We start from the raw sequence: 19,525 nt of genomic DNA on the forward strand, positions 1-19,525 counted from the left end.
ACAAATCCAATGTAGAAATCAACGAAATTAAACACAACCCTCTGCCAATATTAGCTGGCTCTCAGTTGATTTATGGCGCAGCGCAATCAAACTCTGCGCCTCTGGGTCAGCTAGAAAATCTTTTGCATTTTGTGTGGATGGAAACTCTATTATTACGAGTCGTTCGGGAGTCCAATCACCCTCCATTTTTTCAGGAACCACACCCTGTACGATATATCTGCCGCCATGTTTCTCGACAAACGCGGGGATTTTAGCAGCATACTCTTTGAAACCGCCTAAATCTTTAATTAATAGATCTACAACCAAATACCCTTTCATTTAGCTACCTCTTCTATTTAATGCGGTATAGCTACTCAAACCTATAAAGATCAACCCAAACTTTGTCTTGCTTAACATATAAAGAAATTAATTTTTCAATATCTTTTTTAGTTTTAAGCGGATTTTTAGCACTTTTATATCCATCAATTTCCGGACTGGAGTAGTCTGCCTCCATTCCACCTTCGGGACAAAATTTTCCATGAATGCAAAGTGATTCACCTTGCTTTGGCACAATAGTTATAGAATGCTCAACACCCTCGATATCAAGACTTTGCAATAACTCAGTTAACTCTCCATCAACTGGTAGCCTTTCGTAGTAGTCGTGTTTGTTTGTCTCAGCATCAATTATATGAACGCCTACATAGTTAAGCATCGCATCAAAAATATCCACCTCTGTGTTCCGTGCCTCTTCTTTTCCTTGAAAAATGACATATCCAAAAATCAGAAGCATTCCAATCATTAAGGCCACATACACAACTTACGCCCTCTACTGCATTTGAAATAAAAATTGCCAATGTTGATCACCGATTTCGCCCGTTGGCGAGTCACTTTTCTTTGCTTCGCCAAAAGAAAAGTAACCAAAAGAAAGGCGACCCAACTCGTTCGTGTTTCCTGCGCGCTTCGGAAAATGCGTGTCGTTCCGATGCGACATCCCTGTCGCAACGTCACTAAAACGCGCGTCCTGCGCGTTTTCCACCCATTTTCCTCCAGTGCTCGGCGAACTCATATGGGATAGTTAAAATCAACAGCAACAAAAGCATTTTACTTTTAAAAATCCCTCTAGTGGCACCCGCTTTCAACCCATGAGAATTTCCCGAGCATCGCAAGGTGCTAGGGCAAATTGGGCAGGACGCCCAATTTAGTTTTGATGGGACAGGGACGTCCCATCAAAACGGCCCGTAGGCACCTGAGAAGCGCAGGATCAGAAATTCGCTGGGCCGCCTTTCTTTTGCTTACTTTTCTTTCGGCGGAGCAAAGAAAAGTGAGGCCTGCTGCAGGCATGGATGGTGTAAATTGCGACTAGACAGAACGCAAGGCCTGATTTTTCATCCCTCGCATTTTCACCTGTTATGTTATGCACTTAGCTTGTACTCTTTAAGTGAGACTGCATTTTCTATATCTGTTTTGTATGAACGAAGCAAATAAAGTATTTCATTTGCCAACTCTCGAAACCCTTCCGAGTCGACATCTAAATATTCACCATGCGCTATGTGGTTTCTTCTATTTAACAAACTTTCGTCAATGAGATGGTATCTGGATTCGTAGCCTTGCGTATCAATACCGATAGATTGAGCTATATTAGCAAATACTTTCGAACTCAAATTAGATTCAGTGCGAATTGCCGATTCAATTTTTAATTTTGCTATTTCATCAAGTTCATCTCGTAAAAACTCTAAAGTAGCGATCGAAACACTAGAATTCTTAGAGCTGACTAAGTCGTTAATCTTTCTTTTAACACCAAAAACTATAAAGCAAGACTTCAGCTCTCTATATGTCAATGATTGGCCGTTCACATAGTCTAGGTAATGGGTTGATGAGTTTTTTATAAAACCTTCCCAATGTCCGTACAACAAAGGTATTGAAGCTCTGACGGCTGTGCTTCTACTAAGGTTATCAGAAGATCGAACAATAATTTTTAGAGTTGCAATTTCTTTCAGGCGCCACGAAAATTCTCCATCTAAGATAGTTTGAAGTTGATCAATCGTTCTAATTTTACTCATGGCTTAAAGAAACCTTTAGCCATTGGAAGAAGCTTTGAAAGGCGTGTTGTTCCACGAATGCCAGCACCAGAGTTTTTCTCGAAAACGGGATCAGTCCAGAGCTCCTTCGCTCTGGAAATGACAAATGTTTTTTGATCATTTCTAGCCTTACTAGTGATTTCATCAATATTTTGAGAAACCCCAAAGGCAATAGTCTCATAGAGTGACATTAGAAACTTCCCACCAAAATCACTTCCATCCCAACGTTTAAATGCTTTATTACCGAGAGCTTCATTTAGCAGGCTGAATGTTTTCTTAAAGTCCTTTCCCTCTTCTTCCCAGTCTATATTGTCATCTTTAGATATTTCTACTAGCGCTGAATCAAGGTACTCATGGACATCTAAACCATTTTTATATGGGTGATGTTTGAATGCAAAATATCTAAGAACAAGTTCAACCCCTGCTTGCTTTTCAACGGCATTTTCTGTCTGATTCGTCGTTTTAGTAAAATCATCATTTTCGGAAAGTTTAATCAGGCGCTTGTATAAATCAGGATTAATCATAACAGCGACACAATTTCTAACTTCCTGTTGTGATAATTGGGCGCCGCCTGTATTTAGCCGTTGAAATAGTTCATATTTGGCATTTTCATCACTTTCTTTCAGTAATATTTCAACGCGTATTCTTGCCCGCTTGACCTGCATTTGCATCGTTTTGTCAATTGCAGAATCACCCTCATTCCATACCTGCCAGCGCTTATCAGATAGGCTTGGCAAAAATTTAGTTCCCTCAAGTGTGCTCGGCTCTACTTTCTTTCCTTCAGGACTTTTTAAAATCCCTGAAAACTCTAAAATAGTTGAAAGCCGTTGAAGTCCATCAATTAACTCCCAATTTCCATCTTTGTCCTGAAAAACAAAAATAGGGGGTATTGGGATGCCTAATAATATCGACTCAATGAATCTTGTTTTTCTAGTAATATCCCAACGAAACAGTCTTTGAAATTCAGGATTTATCTTTAGCTCGTCATCTTTATACAAATTCATGACTTCACCCAAGGACATATCATACCCGTCAGATACTATCTCTTTCCTTGCAGTATTTATTTCTTTTTCGAGACTCATTGATGCTCCTTTAGATTTCCATTATTCAATTTTCATAACAATGTTATTAGACGGAAAGTTTCCGCCTAAGTTTTTTGTGGCTTCTCACAACAAGTGCCCGCATTACCGCCCATTACACCCAACCAAACCCTTCAAAAAAAACACCAAGCCCCTACCAGCACCTGGTGTTCCCATCAACTACTTACTCTTCTGCACCGGTCTAAAATAATGCGCCCAAGAGGTAAACGCCTGTGCATTACGCGTTTGAATCCACACCTTACCTTTCCCCGTAAAGCGACACACAAAACCCTCGCCCGATAAGAACAAAGATTTGTAACCGCCGACTTTGGTGATTTCATAATCTAAGCCTTCAGTGAAGGCGACTATGTTGCTGGTGTCTACTACGTAGTTTTCCTCTACGTCGATTTCGATAATCGCGCCGTAGGAGTTGAACCACAAATCACCTTTGCCGCTGGCGCGGATTAAAAAGAAACTTTCGCCGGAGAAAAAGCCTTTTAACATGCCCTGCCATTTGGTTTCTAAGTTGACCTCCATAGTGGCGGCAACGAAGGCAGAGTTTTGCAGGAAGATGGTATTGCCGTCTAGGTGCTGGTGCACTAAGTCGCCGGGTGTGCCGGGGGCTATGCCAATTTCGCCGGCACCCTTAGCGGCGGTGAATTCATTGAGAAATAAACTTTCACCCGTTAAGAAGCGCCCGAAACCACCTTTTAATTTGGTTTTCATGACCACATGGGTATCCATAGTGGCCATGGCGGAGGCTTCTACTTTTAAGGTTTTATCAGCAGGGATTTGCACCGTTAAAAAACTGTAGTCGGGGCGGCCTTCTATTTTGTAGCTAAAGCCTTTAAAGCTGGTGGGGCTTTCAACACTGGCTATGCGCTCGGTTTTTGCAACGCGGGTAGCGGCAACAGCGGTACTGACTAGCACTTCGCTTTTTTCATTCGCAACAGCAAGTTCATCGCCTTGGGCTACTTCATTCATACGGCAAATTAAACCGGTTTTGCTAATGGCAGCCTGAAATTTTTCAGCGGTGGTTTTATCGATATTGGTTTTAACCGTTACCGGAGCCTTACTAAAAGTTTGCTGCGCTTTTTCTTCGCTGATTTTAAATAGCGTGGCAAACGCATTGATCGCAGCGGCTTGATCTGCACCCGCCGCCAACTCGCCGGTGATAACAACATTGTATAAATTCTGCATTTTTTTCTCCTTAGGCTTTGCGCACGCGCAGGCTGGATGTAAGAGCATGGCCAAAACTATTGGCGTTGTGCGACTGACACCAAACTGTGCCCTTGCCGCTGAACTTACACACCAAACCTTCGCCGCCTAAAAATGATTGCAGCCAGCTACTACCGGCTTTGGTAATGGTGAAATTGAGGCTTTCGTTAAAGGCGACTATGTGACCGGTGTCGACTATGTAGTCGCCGTCTACTTCTATGGGGTAGATGGCGCCGAAGGAGGAGAGCACCACTTGGCCGCGCCCTTTTAGGTTGAGCCAGAACATACTTTCGCCCGACAGCAGCGATTTAAAACCCTGCCAGCCCATATCCATATCAATGGATTCTTCGCAGGCTAAAAAAGAGCCGCTTTGGACGATTAGATTTTCATTGTCCAATTCTAACGCGAGCATGTCACCGGCTAAGTTAGAGCCCAACCACAACTCGCCCGCTTTGCCGGCGGGATCAAAATGGTTGAGAAAAAAAGATTCGCCCGAGAGCAGTCGCTTGGCTGCTTTTAAAATGCCGCCCGCACCTTTTTTGTGAGTGGTGGTGGTGATATTCATGTGGCCGCTCATGGCGATCATAGCGCCCGCCTCGGCGGTGCAGGTTTCGCCAGCCGCCAAGGTAATTTTGGCCGCGGTGTTGCCCGGTTGATTTACTAATTCAATTTTCATTTGTGTGTTCCCTACCAGAATTTAGGATTCAACCAACCCGCAAGGCCGGTAATGCTGCGCGATTGAATAATAATTTTGCCCTTGCCTTCAACGCGAGTCACCAAACCTTCGCCGCCAAACAGGCTGGAGAAAATACCGCCCGCCAATTGCAGCTTAAGTTTTATGCCCGGCTCGTAGGCAACTAGGTGACTGGTGTCCACTATGTATTCGCCGTCTATGTCGCGCTCGAGCAAGGCGCCATAGGCACCAAAATAAAGGTCGCCTGTGCCACTCATTTTTAAACGGAACATACCTTCGCGCGCTATCCATGAGACAAAGCCCGCAAACTCTAAGCCTAGGGTTACGCCGGTAGAGCAAGCTAAAAATGCACCTGGCTGCAAATAGAAAACTTCGCCATTCAATTTGCGATGCAGAATTTCACCGGGGGTGCCCTGCACTATGGTCATGCGCTTGGGCGCGCTGGTGTTGTTGGTGAAGTGATTAATAAACAGCGACTCGCCACCTAAAAATTTGCGCATAAGGCCCTTAAAAAAACCGCCGTTTAAATGCGCCGTCAAATCCAAGGCCGCATCCATACTGGACATGGCATCCGACTCGGTAATGATGGTTTCGCCGGGTGCCAGCTCCACATCCAAATAGCCAAAGGCTTGTGAGCCCTTAATTTCACTCTTCATCGCTTTTTTCTCCCTGGGTTTCGGTAACAAATTGTTTAACCGCCGTTTGCAGCTCGGCAAACTCGGCGCTTAGGTTTAGGTATTCGTAGGGGTGATTGGCCTTGGCGTTCAAGTCGCTGAGTTTTTCGATGCGCGCCTCACTGGCGGGGTGGCTGGATAAAAATTGCAGCGCTTTTTTAGCCAGCGCGCGGTTGTCTTCATCGTCGATTTTTTCCAGCTGCTTTTTTTCTTCGGCGATCATTTTTTCAAAAAAGCTCGCGAGGCCACTAGGATTAATTTTCGCTTTTTGCAGCAGCGCAAAACCCATCAGGTCCGACTCGGTTTCAAACCGGCGCGAGTAACTTTGATTGAGCAGTAGCGGCGCAGCGCCGCCCAGCAGTGCGAGCATGCCGCTGCCATCGCCCAAAACCGCACCGGCAATCACATAAATACCCGCCGCGCCTATAACGTTGCGCAAACCGTGCTGCTGCTCTACGTGGGTAATTTCATGGGCGAGCACGCCAAGCAATTCCTCGGCGGAGTCGGCGCGCAGAATTAACGCTGAGTGAATCATCACTTGGCCGCCGGGCAGCGCAAAGGCATTGAGGCTGCCTTCGTTCACTATGTGAAAGTGATATTGGTAGGGGCTATCTTCAAGCGCAGCTAGCAGAGGCTTAACCAGCGGCTGCAGGAGTTTATCTGCCTGCTTTTCTGCCATCACCTCTTTGCCCAATTGGTATTGCGCAATGGTGGTATCGCCCAGTTTTTGCTCCCACTCGGCAGGGATTTTTTTGGCGATAACGCCGGTAATTAAATCCATGCGCATCACGAGCAAGAGCGGTATGGCCAGCACCAATAGAACAACGCCGACCAGAAAGCTCCGGCCCAGTAGATGTTTTTGTTTGGCCTGAGTTAACAGTGCCGCTACGCTCGGCTGGCTGTGCAGATGGGGGTTGTGCAATACCGCGCGGTCGCTGCTGTAAAAACTCCAGCCCTTAACCAGTGGGTGCTCAAAAAATACCAGCCGATTGCTGGCGCCACCGAGAGTGACCTGCAAATTTTGCAGCGGCAGACGAATAGTTTGCTCGCCTATAACACACTGCAGCCCAGCTTGATCGATAGAGAGGCGGCCCGAGGCTTTGCCCTTGGGCAGGGTTTCACTAAAACCCATGCAGTCATAGGTGGATGTTGATGTAGTCACAATAAAACCTCAGTCCTTTTCCATAAAGCGGTCGATCTTACCCTAATCCTGCGCCTTTGCGCAGGCCAAAAAAAGGCCCGAACCGGCAACACCGATTCGGGCCAAACTAAGCCGCTAGGCCGTTATGCAGGAACTTAAACGCGGCTAGAGGCCGGTGCCATTGACCCACACATTGTTAATGCGCCCATTGGCGGTGGGCATAGTAACGTTGCGGTAACCGGCTTTTTCGGCAATGGTCATAAGCACATTAGAGTGATTAACGCCGCCTTCAGCGGTGGACTGATCGCCCCAGCGCTTGCCCTTTTCGCCCAGGGGCCGCAGGTCTACCGAGCGCCCAGTTATTAGGCCAGCATTTTTACCGCCGGCTAAAAACATGGGAATACGGTGATGGTTGTGGAAGTTGCCATGGCCCAAGTCGGATACCGTACAAATGATGGTGTTATCCAACAGGCTGCCATTGACATCGGGCGTGGCCGCCAACTTGTCGATCAGCTGCTTGATTTGCCCCATCCACCAAATTTTACTGGTGGTGTGGGCGGCGGCGTCCTGATGCGACAGATCGTGATCGCCAGTACCGGTGCCGGGCACCACTATGGGCGATACCGGCACCCCGTACATAAAGGCGATGCTGCGGGTAATGCCACAGGACAGGGTTGCCACGGCAATATCCTGCTGAATGGCAGAGATATTACCCAGCACCTGAGTGGCCCAAAGGGCGCTGTCCTCGCGCCCAACAATCGCATCCACACGCGGTTTAATGCTGCTGTTCACATCCAAACAACCGCCGCTAGAGGCGGAGTTAAGGCGCTGTTCCAACACGTCTAAAGCCGCCACATGCTGCTCCAAGCGCTGGCGTTCAATACTGCCCAGCTGCGTGGACAGGCGATTGATATCCTCCCGAGCGCGCGCCAATACCTGCAGCTGATTGGGGTCAACGCCGCCACTGGCGGCACCAAACAATTGCGGGTAGAGAATGCGCGGATCATCCACCGGGTGCAGGGTGCTGCCATTGTCGTAGCTAACACGCTTGGAGGTATCCGTACCCCACTTGGTGCCTACGCCCATTTGTACCGAGGGCACCGACACGCCCGAGCTGGCGCGATTGATCCAGTCCTCTTTGCCCATTTGTACTTCAATGGAGGACAAGCCCGCCGCTGAACTGCTGGCGCCGGTGAGACACTTAAGCGCACCGCCCTCGTGGGTATTGGCTGAGCCCTCGTAACCTATGCCATCCAAAAACACCAATTGGTTGGCCACCGATTGCAAAGGCGCGGTCATGCCAGGAAAACCCTTGCCTATCAGCGAGCCCTCGGAGGGGAAAAATACATTGGGCACACAACCATTGGGGTGATAGATAAAAAGGGTGCGAATTTTTTGCGTTTCGGCCGCCATGGCCGAGCGCGCCAGCATAGCTGCCAAGGGCGTCATGGCTGTCATTGAACCCGCCGCAAGTGCTTTTATTACAGAACGTCTTTTCATGATGACTCCTATTTGCGGGTCAGGAAGTTGGGTGAAGTTACAGTTTCCAGCATCATGTCGCGCAGGTCCGTGGACTTACTTTGCCAGCGCGAATAACTTGCGGCGACTGCACACTCATTGGGCTCAGACACACCATTGGCAAAACGCTGATACTGCCTTGCTAAACACATGGAGGTGGCTTGGTTGCCCGAGGTGGCCAGCACCGTGGAGAGCCCGCGCAAATCGCTAAAGCTGTAGCTGTCTGACTCGGTCATAATCGCCAAGCCAGAAATACCACCGCTGGCATCGACCGGCAGATTGTTGCCTTCCACCGTGCGGAACTGACCGACCGCGTTGTAGTTTTCAAAACCAAAACCAATATTGTCTATGTACTGGTGACAGGACTGACAGTTAGGGTTATTGGTGTGGGCCGCAAACCGCTCGCGCGTTGGCTTATTGGGATCCAGTGGCTCCACCTCGCCGATATTAGGCGGTGGCGGCGCAAAGTCTTGGCACAGCAGGTTGCGACGAATTAACAGGCCGCGATGAATCGGGTGCGACTCTTTAACCGAAGACAGGGTTGCGGTTACCGCGCCCATGGCCAAGACCCCGCCGCGCTGGGCGTTGGTTGCCACTCTTTGGAACTGGGTTCCGGTCACGTTATTCATGCCGTAGTAGCTCGCCAAGGTGCCATTAAGGAAACTGAAACCTGGGTTAAATACATCCGCCATTTTGTAACCGGGCTTGAGGAAAATCTCTTTCAAGAACAGATCCAATTCGGTTTTCATGGCCGCGCCAATCGTTGGCGTAAATTGCGGGTAGAGAGTTTTATCGCGCTGCAAATTCGCTACATCACCCACCTTCAACCACTGCATACCAAAGTGCGCCAATTGATCGCCCGCTTTGGTGGTTGCCAATAATCGCTCCGCCTGAGTGCGCAGCTGCACCGCGCTGGTTAAGCGGTTGTTGTCGGCCTCGGTAAAGAGTGTGCTGTCGGGCATAGAACCGGTGAAGGTATAGGCCAGCAGCGTTGCAGTTTCGTAGGCGCTAAGTTTATAAGTGTTGTTCACCAAGGTGCCCAACTCCGAGCGGTAGAGGAAGTTAGGTGAGGCCAACATAGCTTGAATAACCAAGCGCGCGCCCCCCTCATTACTGGCACCCAATTTAAACAGGTTGCTGTAAGAGGTAGTCTCTGCCGCTGCCAATGGACGGCGGAAGGCTTTTTTGCCAAAGGCGGGAACAAAGGTACTGGCGCACTGATCGCGCGTGGTAGCGGTAGTGCAGCTGAGCAAGCCAGTTAAGTTGACACTGGCAGACAACTGCTGCGCCACATTCCAGTAGGCATCCATACGCACGTTGGTGATTTGGGTTGCTTCAACGTTGTTGTCAAAACCCTTCACGGTTGCATCCAGCCCCAAGCTTGCGGCCACACTCGCACCGGTGGTGATACCCAGCAAATCATTCAGGGTATTGCCGTACTCGCGGTTGGTGAGCAAACGCAAACGCCGCGCCAGCACATCTTCACCGGCATCGCAGCTCACCACGGGGCGCCAAGTCAAAATGTAATCGGCGATCGCCGTTGCACAGTTACCGACACAGGCACTGGGGTTACCGGCGGGCATGCTCGCATCAATTTTGGTAATCAAGGACGCACGCGTCCAGCGATTCACATCTATGGGGCGATTGGGGTTATCGCCGCGCGCACCATGGCAATTAGCACAGCCTTTTTCCACAAAGAGCGCGGCGCCATCCAAGTTTGCCTGGCTGCTACTGCTGCCAACCGATGAACTGGATGAGACTGAACTCGGTGGTGTTGAAGACTTGCTGGACGAAGCCACCACTGGCTGCAGCGAGAGGAAGTAGGCCCCGGTATCGGCGGCGCACTGGCCCACACAGGCGGTGACATTGCCTCGTGGCATATTGTCTTCAATATATTTGGTCAACCCAGAAACACTGGTGTAGCGCAGGTTTTTCGGGTCGATCAAACTGTTGCTGCTGCCCGCCGTGCCGTTGGCATTCACCGCGTGACAAAAGAGACAGCCCACCTCGGCGTTCTCCCAAGCGGTTTTACCGCGCGCCACATCGCCTACCCATGCAGCGGTAGAACTTGAGGAGCGAACGCTAGAAGAGACAACACTGGAGGCGGATGAAGCTAACTGATAGTTAAGCGCAATAATATTGGAGGGCGCCGAGGGCATGCTGCCCTGAAAGCTGATCACCTTAAACTCATAGGTGCCCATTTGGGCCGCCAAACTATTGATGTAATTAACGCTGTTAGCCCCAGGTGCAGCGACTGTTTTCCAGCGCGCATCTGCGCCTTTGCGGCGCACCAAAAACCCGGTTTCATTATTGCTGGCATCGGTCCAGGTTAGAGTTGCATCACCCGAGCCTTGATTGACGTTGCCCATCAAACTAAGCGGTGCATTAGGCACTGCAGCCAAGTTGATTGGCGGCAGATTAGCGGGGTTGTTTTTGCTCAGCTGCAAGGTGAAGTAAAGCGGCACTCGCTCGCCAATACTGCTGGCACCGGCGGTGGTGCGCAGCAATTCAATACCGGCATTCATATCGAAGTCGACCGAGTTAATCACCAGCGGCATGCGCGGCGATACGCTCAGGCTGTTGGCATCCGACTTGACCACTAGCACCTCGAAGTTCATGGCTTTAACCACACCGTGCAAAATCAATTCGCCCGTTACCGGCATCACCTGTACCGCACCTACCGCCATGGCATTGAGCGCGGCCATATTCAGTTGCGCACTAAAATGGGCACTGGGCAAATAGTTGGACTCAAACAACATGCTCTGCATACGCTCATTGCGAATGCTGATGTTGGTAGAGATACTCGCCAGCGGAATCGTTAACACCGCCTTGCCGGAGGCATCCACCGTAGCTTGCAGTTGGGTGAAGCTAAAGTTTTCTGCCACATCGGTATTTTTTACCGACACAAAATGGAGATTGGACTTAGTCGCATCTAGCACCCAACTAGCGGCGGTATTGGGCGCACTGCTGCTGGTTAGCGAACTACTTTTAAGCGAGCTGCCAACTGACGAACTTATGCCAATTGATGAGCTGCTTTTGAGTGAGGAGCTAGAGCCCACAGAGCTGGCAGGGCTACCACCGCAGGCGGCGCCATTGAGCGTAAATGCAGTGGGCGCTTGCGCCGCAGGGTTATTGACAATAAAGCCAAAGGTGGCCGAACCACCGCTGCCAAGGTTGCCGTTGTAACCCGCGTTTTTGACACAGACACGCTTACCCGATGCGCTGTAGGTGCCGTCCCACATATTGGCAATGGCTTCACTGCCATTAAAGTTCCAGCACAACTCCCAACCTGCGAGTGGAGCGCCATTATTGGTAAAACTAACTTTCACCTGAGCGCCACTGCCCCAGTGATTGACCGCATCATAGACTGCCGAACAGGCGCCCTGAGCATAGCTGCCCGCGGAGCCCATTAGCCCCACAGCGAGCATGGAAATTTTCAATAATTTTTTCATGATAAATTCTCTTGAGCCTCTGCTAATTATTGGCGTCGTAAACGAGCACAAAGTCCACGGGAACCGCAGCACTAATGGATGCGATACCCACCGCTTGACGCAGCGCCTCTACCCCTTCGGTCAGTGCATAATCCGCTGCCGATATGAGCACGGGTGCTGTTGAGCGCACCAATAGCCGCGTTGCACTTAAGCGCTGCAGCATCACCTTGGCGGCGACTGGGCTATTGACGCCGTGGAGATTGAGCGTTGCAGAAATATCCATTAGCACACTCGCTCCTATCGCCAGATCATTTAAGGTCGCAGGGGAAAGTGTTAAGGTGATTGTCGCCGTTGGATAAGTGGAGGTTTGAAACAGTAAATCGCGCATACGCTGATCGCGCAGGCCGATATTGGTGGCAACTGAATTGAGATCTATCACCAAACTCGCCACACCCTCGGCACTTATGGCGCCGCTAATACTGGTAAAGCTATGCGCCTCTACCACATTGGTATTTTTAGTCGTCACAAAATTTAAGTAGGAGTTGCTCTCGCTCAACACCCAACTGGCGCGCGCCACACTCGATGAGCTACGGCTACTGGGAACAAACTCAGCAGAGGAAGAGGCCGACGAGGGCACAGAAGAACGAGCACTACTGGAGGCACTGCTAATGACATCACTGAACACCTGCACGCTAACGACTGCGGTGTCCACCCCACCCTTGCCATCGCTCACGGTTACCTTGGCGGTGAAGTTGCCCGCTTGGGTGTAACCCGAAGTGGTTACTTGCGCACCTGTAGCCGTTTTACCGTTACCCAAATCCCAGCTGAAGCTCAGGCTGTCGCCATCCGGATCGGTTGAGCCGCTGGCATCCAGGGTGACGGGGCCATAGGTGGTGGTGGTCACTGAGGTGCGCGCAACTGCGGCCACCGGCGGGCGATTTGCAGCTATAGAACTGCTGCTGGCCGATGAGCTAGATGCGCCAATGGCACAGCCAATTCGCTCAGTGCCTACCGCCACATCATCCAGCCAACCCTCTACCCCCGAGGACTGTTGATAGGAGCGAAAACCAAAACCGAGCGAGTCGAGCACTGCTGGTACAGGTGTAAAACCCGGCAAGTTAGTTTTGTTGGTAGCAGTGCCGTTATGGGTAAAGAATAACTCTTCACCATTGCGGAAGAATCTGTAAGTTTGCGTTTGACTATCCACAAACCACTCACTACAAACCCATTCGCTATCAAAACGATAGGCGTATTTCCCCTGCAGTGAAACATCACCTGGCTCAGAGTTATAGAGGTATTGATGCGCACCACTGGCCTCCTGCACCGCATCCACAAAACGGAACTCCGCATTGTTGCCGCGCGCACTGACAAAGGTGGTATGCAACCAAGTATTAATATTGGGTACCGGTATTTTCATTTTGAAATAGAGCCGACCCCAGTGACTGCCAGACACAGAGTTCTTTTTAAAGTAACCGTAGTTACCCGCATTATTACTCGCAAATTTTACCGAGCGAGTACCGCTGTGCGCCTCTTGCCCTTGAACTACATCAATGGAGTTACCCTCTTTGGTAAACCCAGCTGGTGTAGCGCCAGGTGCAACATTTTCAAAGTCCAAACAAAACAATAAATTGCTATTGCCGCAGCCCAGCGCGGCAGTTGAACTTGAGGAAACGTTTGAGGACACACTTGAAAGTGCACTCGACGGTACGCTCGAAGGCACAGCTGAAGATTTACTGGAAACAGGAATGGAGGAAGCAACCGAGCTAGAGGCAACAGCGCCGCAAGCTGCGCCGGTTATGATTGGAATCTCGGCCGCCGCAGATCCCTTAGAACCCTGAAAGCCGAACTCTACCGATTGCCCAGGCTGAATACTGCCATTCCAAGAAATGTTTTTAGCGCTGTAGGGGTTGCTGCCACTTAAGGCCACATTCCAACTACTGGTGACACGGTTATCGCCCGCATAGCGCCAGGCAATATCCCAGCCATTAATCGCGCTGGAACCTGTGTTATTTATTTTTATACTTGCCTGAAATCCATTGCCCCACTGGTTCACCACTGCATAGTCGCAGCTGGCTAATACATTGACGGACAAACCGGATACAGCCAGAGCAAACCCCAGCGCAAGCCCGGAGCCTAAAGCCCCCCTTACCCTGCGCGGCTTAATCGCAGCAGCCTCGTAACGATTCATAATATTTTCCTTAGAAGTTAACGCCAAAAAAATTGGCAAGGTTTATTGATTGTTATTATTAAAATAATTGCGCTCTTGCTAAGAGCCCGGCACTGCTGAGTGAAATTTTATTGAGCGATTTATTTTATTTTTTGATAAAAAATAGGCGTAAAAACCCAGCACGCTGCAGAGCCCAGCGTTATTGGATTCAGCAAAATGATTGCGCAACCATTTTTAGCAAAAGTTAACCCAAACAAAAGTTTGGTTGTGGCCTTAAAAAAGAAAAGTAGCGCTTATCTAAAAAATGCTTTTTTTAGAAAAGTAGCGACCGTAAATAACAGTGCTATTTCACAAATAGTTTGTGGGCGGGTGTAGAGCTTAAGTAAATTGTATTTTCTAAAAAGATTTATAATTTTTATGAAAGGATAGTAGCTACTAAAAAAAAATTAGTGCAATTATTTGCACTGTTTTACACAGTTTTACAGATACCTATAATTTTGACGACAAAAAGTGCGCTAACAGCAGCCTGCCATCAATCAACCAAACACTTATTGTTAATGTGACAATAAATAAAAAACACTAATACTTATGTTTAGCACATTGGATAAATAGGGAGCACGCGATATGTTTAATATGCGTAATTAAAGCCACAAAGACAAATTAACAATAGTAGTAGTAGTATAGATACGACAAATAAATTACAGCGACCAAACACAGCTGCTAACTAAAAAACTTAAACACTGGCTCTTTTTGTACTGAGTAAAAATACATTTATCAGGATATTTACTCATCCCCCACCAACTTCACTTAATAAATCCCAAAGGCCATCCCCTAAAGAGCATTCAGACAAATACAAAAAAGCCCGCAGAAGCGGGCTAGATTGAAGAGCGATCATACAAAACGGTCATTTACGCAGATGCTTTTTGCTCCTGGGTAGCAAGCACCACCGGCAAAAACCATGTTTCAGCAATGCTCACATGTAAATTTCCAATCTCCAATTGCAGCTCATCAATAAACTCGTGCAAACCATGCTCCAATAGCTCAGTTATTTTAGCTTCTTCGATTTTTTGCTGGAGATTAACAATAGCTGTTAATATTTTCTCACTGTTTGGCAGCGACCAGAGTCCTTGCTCGAGCTGTTTTAAGCTGTGAGCTACGGCGCGAGGAAAGTCTTCATTTTGTAACAAAAAAGTCACCACATCGCGTGCATTCACACGATCACGTACATGCTGACGATACATTTGATAACCGCTGAGTGAGCGCAACACGCTCATCCACAAAATATTGTCATAAGGCTCAAGAACTTCTGTTCCCCCCAATGACAAATGCGGCAATAGATTAACCAAGCCCACATCAACAATGCGCGTAGACATATCGGCACGCTCAAGGTTTCGGCCAATGCGGATAAGGTCATACGCATTGTTATGGCTCATGCAGCCCGCCAACAATCCATTAAATTGCTGCACACTATTGATGACATGTAGCAAAATAATATTGCGGTCGCGACGCGAGTAAACACGGTCTACTCTATCGCGGATAAAGTGATAGAGATCATTAATTAACTCCCAAGCTTCCATGGGCATTGCTTCGCGAGTAATACGCGAATTTTCTCGTGCCCAACTCAAGGAATTGATTAAAGATGCGGGATTTTTGCGGTCTGCCAGCATGAAGTGAATAACCGTTTTTTCATCGGCTTGCTCAGTATCTCGCTCGAAGTAGGTGCCAGTGCCGCTGATATCAATCAGCGAGCCCCAGCCCACCCTCACACCACTGGGCAAATCCAATAACAAATTGGAGTTCACATTCACTAGGCGCGCAGTGTTTTCACTGCGCTCCATATAGCGGCCTAACCAATAAATTCGTTCTGCTACACGCGATAACATATTAGTCCTCCACCACAATCCAAGTATCTTTACTACCGCCACCTTGCGACGAGTTCACCACATAGGAACCTTTATTCATTGCCACTCGCGTCAAACCACCCGGAGTTACATGATGCTCGCGTCCCTGTAATACGAAAGGACGCAAATCAATATGGCGCGGTTCAGCATTACCATTGGTAAGGATGGGCGCAGTTGAAAGAGCGATAAGAGGTTGCGCCATGTAATTGCGCGGATTAGATTTAATCAGAAGTGCAAAATCCTCTAATTCTTTCTTGCTCGCTTGTGGGCCTATGATCATGCCGTAACCGCCAGATTCATTCGCAGGCTTCACCACCAGTTTATCTAGGTTTGCCAACACATAATCGCACTGCTTTTTATCAACACATAAAAAACTAGGTACATTGGGCAATATAGGCTCTTCACCTAAATAGTATTTAATCATGGCAGGTACAAAGGTGTAGATCACCTTGTCATCCGCAACACCAGCACCTGGTGCATTGGCCAAAGCAACATTACCTTTGAGCCATGCGCGCATGAGACCGCGCACACCCAGCACCGAGTCTTTATTAAACATGTCAGGATCTAAAAACAAATCATCTATACGGCGATAAATAACATCAACACGCTTCAAACCATCAATGCTACGCATATAAACGCAATCATCACTTTCAACAACTAGATCTCCACCTTCTACAAGCTCCACACCCATTTGCTGTGCAAGATAGGAGTGCTCAAAGTAAGCAGAGTTATATATGCCAGGTGTGAGCACGACAATTTCTGGCGCGTCTGACTGACGCGGCGACAATGAGGCTAATGTGTCAAATAATTGATTAGGGTATTCGGTGACAGGAACTATTTTGTGATTTTCAAATAATTCAGGAAAAACGCGCTTGGTGACTTTGCGATTTTCCAGCATGTAAGACACACCTGAGGGCACACGCAGGTTATCTTCTAAAACAAAAAATTCACCTTTGTTGTCGCGAATTAAATCGCTTCCACAGATATGCGACCAAACACCATAGGCGGGCTTCATGCCCATGCATTCTTTGCGGAAGTTAACGGAATCAGCCAACAAAAAGGCAGGTACCACTTTATCTTTAAGGATTTTTTGATCATTATAGATATCGTTGATAAAACAGTTCAAGGCAGTTAAACGCTGAATAAGCCCGCGCTCAGTCTTTTGCCATTCTCGCTGCGAAATAACACGCGGAATAATATCAAACGGCCAAGCGCGGTCAATATTGCCCGCATCACTATAAACCGTAAATGATATGCCCATAGTTTTAATCGCAAGTTCCGCAGATATTTTGCGTTCTTGCAGCTCTTCACCCGAAAGCGAACTCAAATATTGAGCGAGATGTCGAGTCTCGGGGCGGGGCTTACCCGGTGCATTAATTAACTCATCGTAGAAGTGGCCGGGATTATAATCCTGCCAATCTATTTTCATTGCACTCATGGTGGCTTCCTTCAGCATTCTGGCCTCACATTATTAGACATGTTTTGAGCTGTGGAAACGTCGACTAAGGTACTGCGTAAAACATTACTGTCGATGCTTTATGCAATAACACTGGGCGATAGTTCACAAAAAGCCCGCCGAACATCAATCCTTTGCCGCCAGCCTTTTTCCCAAAAAGCTCAGCGAGCTACAGCTAGTTACTTGCAATTTTATTGCCAACCCCCTAGCAAGGGAGGCATTTAAACCACTTTATTTACACTTTAGGCTTGGACACCTACATTGAGCAAAAGAACTTACTACTTCACACACATTGTTCAATAGGCTGATAGTGAATAGGGTTAAATACGAAACCAGCCAGCAATACTTTGGCGGCGGCGATGCGCCACAAGCACTTCATGAGGAAAGTCTTCACTGAGAAAAATGACCATTTTGCCGCATTGTGGTGCAATGCGCTCGAGCGACTCCAAACCCGCCTCATCGTAGAGCAATAACTCACCACCGTCACCTTGCATCCAGTCTTCATTGAGATAAAGAACGGTTGAAAGCTTCCGCCCTGGCTCCCCTTTAAATGCATCGAGATGCTTCTGATAAAAGGCGCCCGGCTCATACACTGCAAAGTGGCTTTCATACTCACGCAGCCCTAAAAATAACCGACGGTTCAAGCCCATACGGAGTTTATCCATCCAAGATAAAAATTGCGTGACAGCCCCCATATCAGGCTCTAGCCATAGAATTTTATCGCGTCGAATATCACCATTGAGCTGAAAGCCATCCTCTCGCCCTACTCCAGCTCGCCTTAATTGCAAATCACGCTCACAACCCAAGTGAGCAGCTAAACTCAACGTTAACTCACTCGGCAAGATTTGCGGCAATACTATGTAACCTTGATGATTTAGTGCTGAAGCAATACGATCGAAAAGTAACTCCAACTCCAATTCAGGTGACAATTCGCCTACGAATGGGTCTAAGAGTATGTCGTTTTGATTATCTGAATTGCCATGGACACCATCAGAAATCAGCTCCAACTCAAGATTCAGCGCTGCCACTGGCACGGAGGAGGAAGACACAGAAAGAGTGCTTAAAGGTAACTCTGCAGTGAAAATTTCAGTTGGGGTCATAGCAAGCTTCAAATAGTTTCCTAAAAGCGATGGTAGTCTAAAGGCTAGGCGATTAAGCACATTGATAGTGCCTGCATAGATACATAGGATACTCTGAACATATGCGTGCTCCTATTAAGATACACCTATTTCAGATGGATTGCTTAGCTGAGCAGACTTTATCTCTCAGTTTCACCAATAATAATGCACCACATTGACGGAATTTTCTGTGCCAAAGGTGCGCAGCAATATAGAAAATTCCTAATTCAATGAATTCAAATTTTCAGGCATTTTTTTAAGGGTATAAACGTCGTATCGACTGGATTTCCCCTCGAGCTGATAGGATGGAGCTTGATTGTTTAAAAAGGGTGCCTTGCGCGGGCGTTTGACTACAACGCGGTAATTCACTCGCGTCAGTGCCATGGGTAAAAGCCCATCAGCATCTTCGTCCCTGCCGACTATCGAATGGAAAACGCGCATATCTTTTTTAACATCTGCACTTTTTTGGCGATCAGGAAACATAGGGTCTAGGTAAATCACATCGGGATATTGTTCGGGAGTTAAACACTGTAAATAATCGTGGCTATCCTGAGGAATTAGCGCCATGCGCGCGATAACATCAAGCAACTCCCCATCGCCCTGCTCTTGTGCAAACTGCTGGGCACGTATCAAACCACTTTGTAGCAACTGATAAACAATCGGCGAGCGCTCCAGCATAGCCACTGTGCAGCCTAGGGTGGCCAAGACAAAACTGTCTTTCCCCAAGCCCGCCGTGGCATCCAGCACCCGCGGGTAAACACTGGCCTTTACTCCCACCGCCTTAGCGATCATCTGCCCCTTACCGCCACCAAACTTGCGGCGATGATCAACGGCCCCTTCAGTAAACTCCGCCAAAATTGGCCCAGGCGCTTTGCGCCCTGTTTGTTGCAGCGCAATAGACTGCGCAGAAAAAAGTACCACAAAGTCAGCGTCCTGCACTTGCTCCGGTGCTTGATTAAATATCAATGGCAGCTGCAACTGCTGCGCAAGTGCCTGTGCAGCCTCAGCTTGCGCGTCGGTATTGCACAAAATAATTAAAGGCAATGATTTGGTGCTAGCCACTACAGCCAT

Annotated in this window: 17 protein-coding genes; 1 reads left to right on the forward strand and 16 read right to left on the reverse strand. The window is 48.2% G+C overall.

All coding sequences use genetic code 11. From position 1 onward, the window contains the following. Positions 1-27: 27 nt before the first annotated feature. The 12 genes from AC0KUT_RS13560 to AC0KUT_RS13615 all read right to left on the reverse strand — a co-directional run bounded on the left by AC0KUT_RS13560 (position 28) and on the right by AC0KUT_RS13615 (position 14,000). Positions 28-318: a DUF1330 domain-containing protein gene (locus AC0KUT_RS13560; protein ID WP_488830694.1), complete on the reverse strand. Its 291-nt coding sequence runs from the start codon at positions 316-318 to the stop codon at positions 28-30. 31 nt (positions 319-349) lie between these two features. Then, on the reverse strand, positions 350-787 hold the full coding sequence (locus AC0KUT_RS13565) for a hypothetical protein (protein WP_488830696.1): 438 nt from the start codon (positions 785-787) through the stop codon (positions 350-352). Between the two features lie 18 nt (positions 788-805). Continuing rightward, a complete protein-coding gene (locus AC0KUT_RS13570; RefSeq protein WP_488830697.1) occupies positions 806-1,015 on the reverse strand; it encodes a hypothetical protein in 210 nt (69 codons plus the stop codon). Positions 1,016-1,391: 376 nt separating this feature from the next. Beyond that, positions 1,392-2,039, reverse strand: coding sequence for an MAE_28990/MAE_18760 family HEPN-like nuclease (locus tag AC0KUT_RS13575; protein ID WP_488830699.1), 648 nt, complete (start codon positions 2,037-2,039; stop codon positions 1,392-1,394). Next, positions 2,036-3,139, reverse strand: coding sequence for a GmrSD restriction endonuclease domain-containing protein (locus AC0KUT_RS13580; RefSeq protein WP_488830701.1), 1,104 nt, complete (start codon positions 3,137-3,139; stop codon positions 2,036-2,038). Before AC0KUT_RS13580 ends, AC0KUT_RS13575 begins: the two co-directional genes overlap by 4 nt. A gap of 177 nt (positions 3,140-3,316) precedes the next feature. Next, on the reverse strand, positions 3,317-4,336 hold the full coding sequence (locus AC0KUT_RS13585; protein ID WP_488830702.1) for a TIGR00266 family protein: 1,020 nt from the start codon (positions 4,334-4,336) through the stop codon (positions 3,317-3,319). Positions 4,337-4,346: 10 nt separating this feature from the next. Then, positions 4,347-5,030: a TIGR00266 family protein gene (locus AC0KUT_RS13590; protein ID WP_488830705.1), complete on the reverse strand. Its 684-nt coding sequence runs from the start codon at positions 5,028-5,030 to the stop codon at positions 4,347-4,349. An 11-nt stretch (positions 5,031-5,041) separates the two neighbouring features. Then, positions 5,042-5,704: a TIGR00266 family protein gene (locus AC0KUT_RS13595; RefSeq protein WP_488830707.1), complete on the reverse strand. Its 663-nt coding sequence runs from the start codon at positions 5,702-5,704 to the stop codon at positions 5,042-5,044. After that, entirely contained in the window at positions 5,694-6,884 is a 1,191-nt protein-coding gene (locus AC0KUT_RS13600) for a M48 family metallopeptidase (protein ID WP_488830709.1), read from the reverse strand. The genes AC0KUT_RS13595 and AC0KUT_RS13600 overlap by 11 nt, the downstream gene beginning before the upstream one ends. 144 nt (positions 6,885-7,028) lie before the next feature. Beyond that, positions 7,029-8,363: a DUF1552 domain-containing protein gene (locus AC0KUT_RS13605; RefSeq protein ID WP_488830712.1), complete on the reverse strand. Its 1,335-nt coding sequence runs from the start codon at positions 8,361-8,363 to the stop codon at positions 7,029-7,031. Between the two features lie 8 nt (positions 8,364-8,371). Next, positions 8,372-11,833, reverse strand: coding sequence for a DUF1592 domain-containing protein (locus AC0KUT_RS13610; RefSeq protein ID WP_488830713.1), 3,462 nt, complete (start codon positions 11,831-11,833; stop codon positions 8,372-8,374). A gap of 22 nt (positions 11,834-11,855) precedes the next feature. Continuing rightward, the gene (locus AC0KUT_RS13615) at positions 11,856-14,000 is read right to left on the reverse strand and encodes a cellulose binding domain-containing protein (RefSeq protein WP_488830715.1); all 2,145 of its coding nucleotides are present in this window, start codon (positions 13,998-14,000) and stop codon (positions 11,856-11,858) included. Positions 14,001-14,195: 195 nt separating this feature from the next. On the opposite strand from AC0KUT_RS13615, the gene AC0KUT_RS13620 reads away from it, so the two are divergent. Continuing rightward, positions 14,196-14,354, forward strand: coding sequence for a hypothetical protein (locus tag AC0KUT_RS13620; protein WP_488830717.1), 159 nt, complete (start codon positions 14,196-14,198; stop codon positions 14,352-14,354). 533 nt (positions 14,355-14,887) lie between these two features. Here AC0KUT_RS13620 and AC0KUT_RS13625 read toward each other — a convergent pair. From AC0KUT_RS13625 to AC0KUT_RS13640, 4 genes are all read right to left on the reverse strand, one after another. Continuing rightward, positions 14,888-15,862 (reverse strand): alpha-E domain-containing protein, encoded by a 975-nt coding sequence (locus tag AC0KUT_RS13625; protein ID WP_488830719.1) that lies wholly within the window; start codon positions 15,860-15,862, stop codon positions 14,888-14,890. A gap of 1 nt (position 15,863) precedes the next feature. Beyond that, positions 15,864-17,309: a circularly permuted type 2 ATP-grasp protein gene (locus AC0KUT_RS13630; RefSeq protein ID WP_488835749.1), complete on the reverse strand. Its 1,446-nt coding sequence runs from the start codon at positions 17,307-17,309 to the stop codon at positions 15,864-15,866. 347 nt (positions 17,310-17,656) lie between these two features. Beyond that, on the reverse strand, positions 17,657-18,436 hold the full coding sequence (locus tag AC0KUT_RS13635; RefSeq protein ID WP_488830721.1) for a 2OG-Fe(II) oxygenase: 780 nt from the start codon (positions 18,434-18,436) through the stop codon (positions 17,657-17,659). A gap of 240 nt (positions 18,437-18,676) precedes the next feature. Further along, positions 18,677-19,525 (reverse strand): class I SAM-dependent methyltransferase, encoded by an 849-nt coding sequence (locus AC0KUT_RS13640; RefSeq protein ID WP_488830723.1) that lies wholly within the window; start codon positions 19,523-19,525, stop codon positions 18,677-18,679.

The sequence above is a fragment of the Cellvibrio sp. 25HG11W-0 genome, assembly GCF_057815475.1.

Coding starts and splice junctions, on each gene's coding strand:
- AC0KUT_RS13560 (WP_488830694.1), bottom strand. CDS start 318: ATGAAAGGGTATTTGGTTGTAGATCTATTAATTAAAGATTTAGGCGGT.
- AC0KUT_RS13575 (WP_488830699.1), bottom strand. CDS start 2,039: ATGAGTAAAATTAGAACGATTGATCAACTTCAAACTATCTTAGATGGA.
- AC0KUT_RS13580 (WP_488830701.1), bottom strand. CDS start 3,139: ATGAGTCTCGAAAAAGAAATAAATACTGCAAGGAAAGAGATAGTATCT.
- AC0KUT_RS13585 (WP_488830702.1), bottom strand. CDS start 4,336: ATGCAGAATTTATACAATGTTGTTATCACCGGCGAGTTGGCGGCGGGT.
- AC0KUT_RS13590 (WP_488830705.1), bottom strand. CDS start 5,030: ATGAAAATTGAATTAGTAAATCAACCGGGCAACACCGCGGCCAAAATT.
- AC0KUT_RS13595 (WP_488830707.1), bottom strand. CDS start 5,704: ATGAAGAGTGAAATTAAGGGCTCACAAGCCTTTGGCTATTTGGATGTG.
- AC0KUT_RS13605 (WP_488830712.1), bottom strand. CDS start 8,363: ATGAAAAGACGTTCTGTAATAAAAGCACTTGCGGCGGGTTCAATGACA.
- AC0KUT_RS13610 (WP_488830713.1), bottom strand. CDS start 11,833: ATGAAAAAATTATTGAAAATTTCCATGCTCGCTGTGGGGCTAATGGGC.
- AC0KUT_RS13615 (WP_488830715.1), bottom strand. CDS start 14,000: ATGAATCGTTACGAGGCTGCTGCGATTAAGCCGCGCAGGGTAAGGGGG.
- AC0KUT_RS13620 (WP_488830717.1), top strand. CDS start 14,196: ATGATTGCGCAACCATTTTTAGCAAAAGTTAACCCAAACAAAAGTTTG.
- AC0KUT_RS13625 (WP_488830719.1), bottom strand. CDS start 15,862: ATGTTATCGCGTGTAGCAGAACGAATTTATTGGTTAGGCCGCTATATG.
- AC0KUT_RS13630 (WP_488835749.1), bottom strand. CDS start 17,309: ATGAAAATAGATTGGCAGGATTATAATCCCGGCCACTTCTACGATGAG.
- AC0KUT_RS13635 (WP_488830721.1), bottom strand. CDS start 18,436: ATGACCCCAACTGAAATTTTCACTGCAGAGTTACCTTTAAGCACTCTT.
- AC0KUT_RS13640 (WP_488830723.1), bottom strand. CDS start 19,525: ATGGCTGTAGTGGCTAGCACCAAATCATTGCCTTTAATTATTTTGTGC.